The 10,453-nt window shown below is 68.4% G+C and carries 11 protein-coding genes and 1 pseudogene; 4 read left to right on the top strand and 8 right to left on the bottom strand.

Features of this window, described 5'->3' with window-relative positions; translation table 11 throughout:
• Positions 1 to 75 precede the first annotated feature (75 nt).
• The 5 genes from ACWDS7_RS42360 to ACWDS7_RS42380 form a co-directional block, all read right to left on the bottom strand.
• Positions 76 to 2,244 carry a heavy metal translocating P-type ATPase gene (locus ACWDS7_RS42360; protein WP_451933882.1) on the bottom strand — a complete coding sequence of 723 codons (2,169 nt, stop codon included), beginning with the start codon at positions 2,242 to 2,244 and terminating at the stop codon, positions 76 to 78.
• Positions 2,245 to 2,281: 37 nt separating this feature from the next.
• On the bottom strand, positions 2,282 to 3,286 hold the full coding sequence (locus ACWDS7_RS42365) for a hypothetical protein (protein WP_451933883.1): 1,005 nt from the start codon (positions 3,284 to 3,286) through the stop codon (positions 2,282 to 2,284).
• Positions 3,283 to 3,495 carry a heavy-metal-associated domain-containing protein gene (locus ACWDS7_RS42370; RefSeq protein WP_306869401.1) on the bottom strand — a complete coding sequence of 71 codons (213 nt, stop codon included), beginning with the start codon at positions 3,493 to 3,495 and terminating at the stop codon, positions 3,283 to 3,285. Before ACWDS7_RS42370 ends, ACWDS7_RS42365 begins: the two co-directional genes overlap by 4 nt.
• A gap of 13 nt (positions 3,496 to 3,508) precedes the next feature.
• The gene (locus ACWDS7_RS42375; protein WP_451933884.1) at positions 3,509 to 3,790 is read right to left on the bottom strand and encodes a metal-sensitive transcriptional regulator; all 282 of its coding nucleotides are present in this window, start codon (positions 3,788 to 3,790) and stop codon (positions 3,509 to 3,511) included.
• 442 nt (positions 3,791 to 4,232) lie between these two features.
• A complete protein-coding gene (locus ACWDS7_RS42380; protein ID WP_451933885.1) occupies positions 4,233 to 4,580 on the bottom strand; it encodes a nitroreductase family deazaflavin-dependent oxidoreductase in 348 nt (115 codons plus the stop codon).
• Between the two features lie 223 nt (positions 4,581 to 4,803).
• Here ACWDS7_RS42380 and ACWDS7_RS42385 point away from each other — a divergent pair, with 223 nt between their 5' ends.
• A complete protein-coding gene (locus ACWDS7_RS42385; protein WP_451933886.1) occupies positions 4,804 to 5,418 on the top strand; it encodes a TetR/AcrR family transcriptional regulator in 615 nt (204 codons plus the stop codon).
• A 198-nt stretch (positions 5,419 to 5,616) separates the two neighbouring features.
• On the opposite strand, the gene ACWDS7_RS42390 is transcribed toward ACWDS7_RS42385, so the two are convergent.
• Positions 5,617 to 6,255 (bottom strand): TetR/AcrR family transcriptional regulator, encoded by a 639-nt coding sequence (locus tag ACWDS7_RS42390; RefSeq protein WP_451933887.1) that lies wholly within the window; start codon positions 6,253 to 6,255, stop codon positions 5,617 to 5,619.
• A gap of 87 nt (positions 6,256 to 6,342) precedes the next feature.
• Here ACWDS7_RS42390 and ACWDS7_RS42395 point away from each other — a divergent pair, with 87 nt between their 5' ends.
• From ACWDS7_RS42395 to ACWDS7_RS42405, 3 genes are all read left to right on the top strand, one after another.
• Positions 6,343 to 7,179, top strand: coding sequence for an NmrA/HSCARG family protein (locus ACWDS7_RS42395; protein ID WP_451933888.1), 837 nt, complete (start codon positions 6,343 to 6,345; stop codon positions 7,177 to 7,179).
• A 546-nt stretch (positions 7,180 to 7,725) separates the two neighbouring features.
• Positions 7,726 to 7,908, top strand: coding sequence for a helix-turn-helix domain-containing protein (locus tag ACWDS7_RS42400; protein ID WP_451933889.1), 183 nt, complete (start codon positions 7,726 to 7,728; stop codon positions 7,906 to 7,908).
• Between the two features lie 565 nt (positions 7,909 to 8,473).
• Positions 8,474 to 9,391 (top strand): CHRD domain-containing protein, encoded by a 918-nt coding sequence (locus ACWDS7_RS42405; RefSeq protein WP_451933890.1) that lies wholly within the window; start codon positions 8,474 to 8,476, stop codon positions 9,389 to 9,391.
• Positions 9,392 to 9,674: 283 nt separating this feature from the next.
• Here ACWDS7_RS42405 and ACWDS7_RS42410 read toward each other — a convergent pair whose 3' ends face one another.
• Positions 9,675 to 10,103, bottom strand: a complete 429-nt coding sequence (locus ACWDS7_RS42410; RefSeq protein WP_451933891.1) for a hypothetical protein — start codon at positions 10,101 to 10,103, stop codon at positions 9,675 to 9,677.
• Positions 10,104 to 10,179: 76 nt separating this feature from the next.
• A pseudogene (locus ACWDS7_RS42415) lies at positions 10,180 to 10,453 on the bottom strand (hypothetical protein); the annotation flags it as partial.

Genomic DNA, 10,453 nt, shown 5'->3' on the forward strand with positions numbered 1-10,453 from the left:
CCCATCTACGTGCTGAGGAGGCGTCTTGACGATCCGCACGTTGGCGCTCGCGTCCGGCGTCACCTCGATCCAGGATCACCGGCTGGCACTCGGAGGCCCCATCGCGGCCAGCGGCAGCGCGGCCACGTTGTAGGCGAAGGCCCAGAACAGGTTGCCCTTGATGGTGCGCAGCGTCCGGCGCGACAGCCGGATCGCGTCCGCGGCGACCCGGAGGTCGCCTCTGACCAGGGTGAGATCGGAGGCTTCGATCGCGGCGTCGGTGCCGGTGCCCATGGCGAGGCCGAGGTCGGCCTGGGCGAGCGCGGCCGCGTCGTTCACACCGTCGCCGACCATGGCCACTGTCCTGCCCTCGGACTGCAGCTTCTTGACGACGTCCACCTTGTCCTTGGGCAGCACCTCGGCGATCACCTCGTCGATGCCGACCTCGGCGGCCACGCTCCTGGCGACGGCCTCGTTGTCGCCGGTGAGCAGCACCGGGGTCAGGCCCAGCGCACGGAGCTGCCTGATGGCCTCGGCGGAGGTGGGCTTGACCACGTCGGACACCACCAGGACCGCGCGAGCCTTGCCGTCCCAGCCGACCGCCACAGCCGTGCGGCCGGCGGCCTGAGCCGCCTCCAGGGCGCGCTCGAGGTCGACGGGCAGGTGCTGGGACCATTCGGCGAGCAGCTTGGGCCTGCCGACGAGGACGGCGTGCCCGTCGACGATGCCCTGCACCCCGAGCCCTTCGATGTTGGCGAAGTCCTCGGGAGCGGGCAGGGCGCCGACCCGCTCGGCCGCGCCCCGGGCGATGGCCTGCGCGATGGGGTGCTCGGAGGCGTGCTCCAGGGCGCCGGCCAGGCGCAGCACCTCGTCGGTGTCCTCGCCGTCGGCCACGTACGTCTCGACCAGCGTCATCTTGCCCTCGGTGACGGTGCCGGTCTTGTCCAGCACCACGGTGTCCACCTTGCGGGTGGACTCCAGAACCTCGGGGCCCTTGATCAGGATGCCGAGCTGGGCTCCCCTGCCGGTGCCCACCAGCAGGGCGGTGGGGGTGGCCAGGCCGAGCGCGCACGGGCAGGCGATGATCAGTACGGCTACCGCCGCGGTGAAGGCCGCTCCCACGCCGTCGCCGGTTCCCAGCCAGAAGCCCAGGGTGCCGAGGGCCAGCGCGATGACGATGGGGACGAAGATGCCGGAGACGCGGTCGGCCAGGCGCTGCACCTGGGCCTTGCCGGTCTGCGCGTCTTCCACGAGCTTGGCCATCTGGGCGAGCTGGGTGTCGGAGCCGATCCGCGTGGCGCGGACGACCAGGCGGCCGCCCGCGTTCACGGTGGCGCCGGTCACAGTGTCGGCCGGCCGTACCTCCACCGGGATCGACTCGCCGGTCAGCATGGAGGCGTCGACGGCCGAGGTGCCCTCCGTCACCACGCCGTCAGTGGCGATCTTCTCGCCCGGCCGTACCACGAACCGGTCGCCTACGGCGAGCTGGTCGGTGGGGATGCGGACCTCGGTGCCGCCGCGGAGCACCGCGACCTCCTTGGCGCCCAGCTCCAGCAACGCCCGTAGGGCGGCTCCCGCCCGGCGCTTGGAGCGGGCCTCGAAGTAGCGTCCGGCCAGGATGAACGCGGTCACGCCGGCCGCGGCCTCAAGGTAGATGTTGCCCGAGCCGTCGGTCCTCGCGATCGTGAACTCGAACGGGTGGGTCATTCCGGGCGTGCCCGCCGTACCGAAGAACAGCGCCCACAGCGACCACCCCAGAGCGGCCAACGTGCCCAGCGATACCAGCGTGTCCATGGTCGCCGCGCCGTGACGCAGATTCGTCCACGCGGCCTTGTGGAACGGCCAGCCCGCATAGACCACGACCGGCGCGGCCAGCGTCAGCGACAGCCACTGCCAGTTGGTGAACTGCAGCGGTGGGATCATCGCCATCGCGATCACCGGCACCGCCAGGACCAACGAGGTGATCAGCCGGTTGCGCAGCGGCCCGAGTCCGTCCTCGGGCTCCTGCGGCTCGGCCTCCGCCTGTGGCGGCCTGGGCAGCTCGGCGGTGTAGCCCGCCGACTCCACGGTGGCGATCAGCTCCTGCGGGTCCACCCCTTCAGGAAAGGTGACCTTCGCCTTCTCCGTCGCGTAGTTGACCGTCGCGGTCACGCCCTCGAGCTTGTTCAGCTTGCGCTCGATCCTGTTGGCGCAGGACGCGCAGGTCATGCCACCGATCGATAGTTCGACGGCACTTTGGGGCTTGTCGTCGGTGAGGGGGGACATCACCTCTCCTTTCTCGGGTTTCTCGGCGTCCTGCGGGTCAGTGCTTGTGGCCGCCGTGCCCGCCGGACTCCGCGGCGCTCGGCGTGGGCTCCGCGGCGGAGGTCGCCGCCTGCCCGGTGCCGAGTGTGAAGTCGGCGGTGCGGACCTTGCCTCCGTGCTGGAAGTCCAGGAAGAGACGGTAGTCGCCCCGGCTGGGCACCTCGGCGTAGAAGACGATCTCCGGCCCTGGCTGGGTCCTGCCGTCGCCGGGCTCGCCGTCGGGGTGCACGTGGAGGTAGGCCAGGTCGCTGCCGCGCAGAGCGACGAGGTGGCCATAGGCGCCGAGGTAGGGCTGCAGGTCGGTGACCGGCTTGCCGTCCTTGCTCACCGTGAGGGTGAGCTTGCTCGCCTGGCCGGGGACCAGGTCGCCGTCAAGGGTGACGGTGTAGCCGTCGACGTCTGCCGTACGGCTGGCGGCGGGAAGCGGCCTGGGCGTGTATTCGCCTGCCACGAGCAGGTCCGCGCCCAGCGTCAAGGCGCTGCCGCCGGTGGGGGCGAAGTCGGCGAAGGCACGGTAGGCGCCCGCCTCGGGCAGCGTCAGCTTCACCGACCACACGCCGCCACCGGCCTCTACCGGGTGCAGGTGCTGGAAGGTGCCGAGATCCCTGGACACCACGATGAAGTGGAGCTTCTTGTCGTGCTGCACCTGGTAGTCGGTCACGGTGCTGCCGTCCGGGCCCGTCACGGTGAACTGGAAATCGGTGGGCACGCCGGGCTTGATCGTGCTGGTGATCGGGTTGAGGGTGTAGCCGTTCTCTGACACTTGGAGCCCCCCGGGGGTATTTTCGGACACTGTCTCTTCTGGCTTGGCGTTCGCGGTGTGCGTTCCGCCGGTGTGCGTGCTCGCTGGTTGACTGCTCCGGGTGTGACCCGGGGCCTCGCTGTGGCTGGTGGCCTGGGGTGAGGCGCCGACCTCACCGACCGCGCTGCCCACCCCCAGGGCCCCGCCGAAGACGACGGCAAGGCCCAGGGCGTAGGCGCCGAGCTTGGTCGGGGTGTTCACGGCTGATCCGCCACTCCGTATCCGGCCGCCTCGACGGCGGCGGCGATCCGGCCGGCTTCGACGGGGGCGTCGCTCTGGACCGTCAGCAGGCCGGTGGCCAGGTCAACCTCGACGCCTGTCACTCCCGTGACTTCGCTGACCTCTTCCTTGACCGAGCTGACGCAGTGGCCGCAGGTCATGCCCGTGACGGTGTAGGTGGTGGTGGCCATATCGATAACTCCTTCAGGAACGGACAAGCCGTGCGATGGCGTCGGAAGCTTCTTTGATCTTGGCCTGCGCCTCGGGGCCGCCCTTGACGGTGGCCTCGGCGACGCAGTGAGCCAGGTGCCCTTCGAGCAGGGACAGGGCGAAGGACTGGAGGGCGCTGGTGGCGGCCGACACCTGGGTGAGGATGTCGATGCAGTACTTGTCGTCCTCGACCATCCGCTGCAGGCCCCTGGCCTGCCCCTCGATCCGGCGCAGCCGCCGGAGGTGATCGTTCTTGGTGCCGGTGTGCCCAACCATCGCCCCGCCCTCTCACTCGGTACTGCTCACTATAACACCATACCCCCCTATGGTATTCCCTGATCCTGTCTGGAATGTCTGGGCGTGCGCGGCGCGCGGACACGGCCCTCCACTCGGGGTGGCGTCATGGGTGAAGGGGTGGCGTCATCAGGGGTGAAGTGGCCGTGAGGGATCGGCTCCGCCGCCGCCGTCCCGGAACGCGCCGGCCGGCAAGCCGGCCGCAGGGGCGGCCGGAGCGGACGGCCGCCCCACTCCGACCTGCCCGTCCATGGTGTCGGTGGCGACATGCCGCTGGGCGCCGATGCCGTCCTCGGCGAGCTGTCCGTAGTGGTGATCGAGGCTCCGCGCCGCCGGACGTCGATCGTCAGCCTGCGGCCGGGTCCGCGCACGTCAGTCTGCGACCAGGTTCATGCGCGTCAGTCTGCGGCCGGGTCCGCGCGCGTCAGTCTGCGACCAGGTCCATACGGAGGAACTCGGTGATGCGGAGCAGCCTCGGCGGGCGTGCCACCTCATCGGGGAGGGCCTGGAACGCCTCCTCTCTCCCGACGAGGCGTGGGGCGGCGAGTTCCACCTCCCTCCCGTCGACCCGGAGCCGCGCACCGTCGGCTGCCAGGACGTTCTGCACCCAGTCCGAGCGCGATCCATACACCAGGACGAACAGGTAGCCGCCGTCGACAGGATGCGCATCGAGCGGCGTGCGGTACGTCGCGCCAGAAACGCGACCGACGTGCATCAGCACCGGCCACGTCCCGCCCGCGATCGCGCGAGGGTTGAACACCCTCTTGTTCACGTGCCCCCACCACCTCGGCATCGGCATCGGGATCTCCTCTCGCCCCGGTGGGGCGTGTCGTAGGTCAGACGTCCGCCGCGCCCCAGCTGATGCCGGCCCGGAGGACTTACGCCAGTAAGGCGGCTTACGCTTGTAAGGCTGGCTTACGCTTGTAAGGTTGTCAATCCGCCCACACTTCGGAGCCGTCGTGTCACCACCACCGCAACCGCTCAGCAGGGCTCTCGTGCTGGAAGCCGCCATCCGGGTCGCGGATCGCGGCGGCGTGGAGGCGATCACGATGCGACGGGTGGCGCAGGAACTGGGTGTGGAGGCGATGTCGCTCTACCACCACGTACCGAACAAGGACGCGATCCTCGACGGCGTGGTCGACATGGTGTTCGCGGCGATCAAGCTACCCGGCTTCGGGTGCGACGATTGGCGCGACGCGATCCGTGCGCGCGCTTCCTCTGCACGCGCGGTTCTGTCGCAGCACAGCTGGGCTCTCGGCCTCATGGACTCCCGTCGCAACCCGGGGCCGGCGACGCTACGCCACCACGACGCCGTCCTCGGTGTTCTCCGGGAGGCGGGGTTCACGCTGCCGATGGCCGCGCACGCTGTCTCGCTCATCGACAGCTACGTCGGCGGGTTCGTCCTCCAGGAGGCGAACTTGCCGCTGACGACGCCGGACGATGTCGAGGAAGTGGCCGGCGGCATTCTCGAGCAGCTGCCGGCGGACGAGTTGCCGTACCTTACGGAGATGATCGTCGACCATGCTCTGCGGCCGGGCTACAGCTACGCGAGCGAGTTCGGCTACGGCCTGGACCTGATTCTGGATGCGCTCGAAGCCCGCCGGAGGTAGCGCCCTCGACGCCGCCACGTGAGACTCACCTTGCCTCTCCCCGGAAGCGCTCGCAACGGGGACCGGCGGCGTGTCCAGATCCGGTGTCCTCCTCCCGGCCGTGGCCCCAGCCGCCATCCGGCAGCTCGATCTTGTTCCCGGAGCACCGAGCCGGGTTCTCTCCCCACCGCGGACCCGGCCGCCGCGGGCTGTTGCCCATCAGGTGTCCCATAGGGCCTGGTAGCGCTGCACGCTGGGCGGCCCGCCGGGCAGCGTGCCGGTGTTGTGGGCTTTCAAGCCGTCCAGGGCGATGGCCAGCAGCCGGGAGCGGATCTCCTCCTCACCCTGCCCTGGCGGGGCTGGGACTGTGCGGCTGAACTGGCCGATGAGCAGGGAGATGTCCATGGTGGACACGTCCGTGCGAAGCACGCCGGCGCGGTGAGCGCGGGTGATGAGTCCGTCGGCCAGGCGCTGGGCTCGCTGGTTGGCCTGCCGCATCTCGGGCGTGACGTCGATGGCACCGGCCAGCGGGGCCAGGACGCCGAAGCCGAAGGCCACGCACTGCTGGATGTAGTGGGCCAGTCCTTGCCAGGGGTCCTCATGGGCCAGGCCGTCCTGAGCGGCAGCCGAGACACGTTCCATCGAATCGACGCACAGACGTTGGAGGAGTTCTTCCTTGGTGCGGTAACGGCGGTACAGGCTGCCCATGCCCACACCCGCGCGCTCGGCGACGGCCGCGACGGGCGCGTCGAACCCCTGAGTGGTGAACACGTGGCGGGCGGCCTCGATCAGTGCCTGGTCGTTGCGGGCTGCCAAGGCCTGCGGGCCTCGCTTGCGCGGCGTCACGGGGTCGGACATGGATCCAGGATACCAATTGCGGAGCGCTCCGCTCCGAGTTACATTACTCGGAGCAAAACGCTCCGAGTAATAGGCGGTTGTCCCACCATGTCTGCTTCCCGTGTTGTTCTCGTCACCGGCGCGACCGGTAATCAGGGCGGAGCCGCCGCCCGCCAACTGCTGGCCCGCGGCTGGACTGTCCGCGCGCTGGTGCGTGATGCGAGCAAACCCGCGGCTCAAGTGCTGCGCGACCAGGGCGCCGAACTGGTCCAGGGCGATCTCGACGACCCCCGCTCCTTGCAGGAGGCGATGCGTGGTGTGTACGGCGTGTTCAGCGTCCAGGCGCTGGCCTATGAGCCCGAGACCCTCGCCGCCGAGGTCCGCCAGGGCAAGACCGTGGCCGACATCGCCCGTGACAGCGGCATCGCCCACCTGGTCTACAGCTCCGTCGGTGGCGCCGAACGCCACACCGGCATCGACCACTTCGAGAGCAAGGCCGAGATCGAGCGGCACATCCTGGCCCTCGGCGTGCCCGCCACCATCCTGCGGCCCGTGTTCTTCATGAACAACCTGCTGCACTACGCCGACGCCGAAGGCGAGCGGCTCCTGTCCCTGCCGGTCAAGCCGGACAAGCCGATGCAGTTCATCGCCGGCGACGACATCGGGATCTTCGCCGCGGACGCCTTCGACAACCCCGGGCAGTTCATCGGCAGGCAGATCGAACTCGCCGGCGACGAGCTCACCTTCCCCGAGGTCGCCCAGATCTACGAGCGCGTCACCGGCACCCCGACCAGGTTCGAGGCGCTGCCGATCGATGAGCGCATGTTCGAGTGGTTCGCCGAAGAGGGCTACCAGGCCGACATCGCGACCCTGCGCCGACAGCACCCGGAACTGCTGACGTTTGAGCAGTTCCTCACCCGACGGTTGGGCACGGGCCGATCCTGACCGTCGCCCGGCTCAAGCCCCTCAGGGCGCGGAGACGCTCTGTCCGGTCGCTGCGCCACCCTCTGTATCCGCCTGTATCTGCGCGTACGTGTCTCCGCACACTCACCTGTACACCGACAGAACGCGATCAGGCCGGCTCGTATCGCCCAGGGCGGCGGCGCAGCTCCGGGTTCTCCCCTTGAGTCACTTGCAATGCCCCGCGCAGCTCCGCAACCTCACGGTGCCGAGCGCGTCGTTCTTCCTCAAACTTGCGCGGAGCACTCTCACGGCAGCCGAGACGCGTTCCGTCGAATCGACGCACAGACGTTGAAGGAGTTCTTCCTTGAAGTGTTAATTTATCCGCGATCTAAGATAACGGCCATCGTTGCGGCCAGGGCAGAAATGGTCGCGCCAAGGCATGATAACGTTGCCATCGCGTCCTTGGGGGTGGCCCAAAGTCCTCGATCGATCCTACGCCATCGTTCCCGACCCGGCTTTCGGGCGAGATTATGCCTCTTGTGCTGCCGGATCTGATTGCAGCCGGACGAAAGTCCGCGGCATTCAGAAGTGGGGCCCGGACGCGCACGGCTTCATCGAGGACCAGCGCTGTACGCCGGCGGGGTCGCCGATCTGATCGCCGAGCTGTTTCACATCCGCTACACCCCGCGCGGGGTGTCGTATCTGCTGCACCGGATCGGCTGGAGCCCGCAGGTGCCCTGCATCGGGCGGTCGAGCGCGACGAGGGGGTGATCGAGCAGTGGATCGTCGAGCAGTGGCCGGCCATAGAAGGGCGGCGATCGACCTGGGGCCTGGCTGTGCTGGGAAGATGAGGCCGGCAAAGGACTGAGGCCGGCCAAGGCCCGCACTTGGGCACCGCGCGGCCGTACCCCGATCGTGCCCGTGACCGGCAAGGGATGCGGTCGCATCTGCCTGGCCGGGCTGGTGTGCGCCAAGCCTGGCCGACGCACCCGGCTGATGCATCGGGCCGGATGATGCCGAGAACCTGCCGCGTCAGAGGAACGGCGACACCTCCGGATCCGCAGCGGCCCGTCCGGCATTGCCGCCCTGCCTGCTGGGATCGCCCCGTTGTTCGGCCCAGCCGGAAAGTGACCACCCGGGCGGAACGGAATGGAACGCAATGTAATGACTTGAAGATGAAGAATCTGCTTTTTATGGGTGCATAAGTCACCTTCTTCTTTCAAGCGGATATCCCGTTTCGCTTTGGAGAAAAGAAAAGAAGGCCGAGGGATGCCTTACGGACAATCGGAGACCCCATCATGATGGAAGACGATCTCCAGATTTCAAAGGTGGTTCGATGTCGAGCAAAAGTGTGATCTCCGCCAGTGTCGTGCTGGCGGCCGCCTCGGTCACAGCCATGGGTGCGCCCGCCTCCGCGGCGCCTCCTGCCGGCACTTCGCCCGGTGGTGAGGGGGTGTATCTGGTGTCGAGCCTGCTGGGGCGCAACGAGATACCCGGTACCGGCGGTGCCGTGGGCGATCCGGACGGGCGGGCGGTCGGGGTGCTCAAGGTCAAGGGTTCGACCGTCACGTACATCCTGCGGTGGGAGGGCATCTCCCGGCCGACCGCGGCCCACATCCACGCGGGCGGAGCGGGGACCAACGGAGAGGTGAAGATTCCACTGTTCACGTCGGAGCGGTACGGCCACACGGCGAAGGGCTCGGTGAAGGTCAAGGACCGCGCGCTACTGGCCGCGCTCGTCTCCGACCCGGCTTCCTTCTATACCAACCTCCACACCAATGAGTTCCGCGGCGGCGCCGTGCGAGGCCAACTGCACAAGATAAGCCAGCCAATCGACGGAAACCGTCCGGTCGTCGATGTCGCCCCCGTTGTCAAGGGCGTGCAGATCTACGCCTGCACCAGGCAGGCCGACGGCACGTTCGCCTTCACACAGCACGATGTCTCCGCGCTGCTCAGGGGCAATATCCGGCACTCGTTCGTGCAGCCGGTCGCGGGGCCGCCGCAGTGGGTCGCGCCGGACGGCAGCGCGGTCACCGGCAGCGTCGTGCTCAGGACGCCCAACGGGGCCGGCAACATCCCCGAGCTTGACCTGCGGGCCACACAGACGGGGGCGGATCAGGGACGGCTGGAGGACGTCGTCGAGATAATGCGGCTCAACACCGTCGGCGGCACCGCACCCGCGGGCACCTGCGACCCGCAGGCCACCCCGACAGCGGAGGTGCCCTACCAGGCCGACTACGTCTTCATCGGTTAGCCGGTGGTTTGCTGACGCGGGGCCGGCGCTGAAGGAGGTCGATGGAGAGGGGCGGCCGATGCCGTTCGGGGCGATCGTGGTGACGGCCGCGCGGCATCCATGTCCACCTGCGCCGGGCCCGTTGATGGACGGTCGGGGCCCGTGTCGTCACCGACGTTGGTGGAGACAGCCGGTCTCCGTACGACGTGGATCGGCCGGGGGACGTGGCCCGGCCACGAGTACGAGGCGGATCACTCGTGATGAAAGGGTTCGAGGCTAAGAAGATGGGGTGCGGGACCTCCTGCTACTTCGCGCGTACGGTCACCTCTGCTCGTCGGGCTTGAAAGACCGGACGCAGTGTGAAGGTGCCCAATGTGAACAGGTCGGCACCGTCCCAATCGAAGTGTTCGACTTGACCAGCGGGAGCGGCCGGCTGGGCGGTCACGCAGGTATGACCTTCCCGGTCCTCACGCCACTCGACGAGGTGAACATCCTCGAACCGGAAGACCACGACAGGGGTCTCGGACAGCTCGGACGGAGTCCACCGCGGATCGTAGAGGAACTCCAGCCACAACACCGGCGGCCTGCCGGGCTGATAGGTCAGACACTTGAAGTCGGTGTCGTGGAGGTAGACATGAGCGTTCTTCTCGGTCCGGAACTCGTACAGCCCTGATTCGGGGGTGACGCCACGATCTTTGTCCCCGGTCACGCCGGCGAACTCGGTCACTGACATGAGGACATGGTCCTACAGACGAGAACGACCTCAGCAGGCCCCGAGCGGTGACAGCAGCGCCGGCAGTGGTATCCATTCACCACCAGAACGGGAGGTTGGATCGATGGTCCTGCACGTCGTCGTAAACCACGCGTAGCCATGGCTGACGAACCTCCGGCAGTCGTGCCAGTGCGTGGAGGAACACCTGCCGGTCGAGCCGGAACGGGCTGGACGGCAGCGGCGGTGGAGGGTCATCGCGGTAGACGCCGTCGGGTAGCCCGCCCGACGCGGGACGGAGCCGCCGATTGCGGCTGAAGGCCATATACATCCATACATCGGCAGCCAGCGGCACCGCCGCCTCCGTGCCGGAC

This window comes from Streptosporangium sp. NPDC003464 (assembly GCF_053588315.1).

Bases quoted from the DNA above. Each gene is read 5' to 3' on its own strand.
- ACWDS7_RS42360 (WP_451933882.1), bottom strand. From the start codon at position 2,244: ATGTCCCCCCTCACCGACGACAAGCCCCAAAGTGCCGTCGAACTATCG.
- ACWDS7_RS42395 (WP_451933888.1), top strand. From the start codon at position 6,343: ATGTCTGCTTCCCGTGTTGTTCTCGTCACCGGCGCGACCGGTAATCAG.
- ACWDS7_RS42410 (WP_451933891.1), bottom strand. From the start codon at position 10,103: ATGTCAGTGACCGAGTTCGCCGGCGTGACCGGGGACAAAGATCGTGGC.
- ACWDS7_RS42375 (WP_451933884.1), bottom strand. From the start codon at position 3,790: ATGGTTGGGCACACCGGCACCAAGAACGATCACCTCCGGCGGCTGCGC.
- ACWDS7_RS42390 (WP_451933887.1), bottom strand. From the start codon at position 6,255: ATGTCCGACCCCGTGACGCCGCGCAAGCGAGGCCCGCAGGCCTTGGCA.
- ACWDS7_RS42405 (WP_451933890.1), top strand. From the start codon at position 8,474: ATGTCGAGCAAAAGTGTGATCTCCGCCAGTGTCGTGCTGGCGGCCGCC.
- ACWDS7_RS42370 (WP_306869401.1), bottom strand. From the start codon at position 3,495: ATGGCCACCACCACCTACACCGTCACGGGCATGACCTGCGGCCACTGC.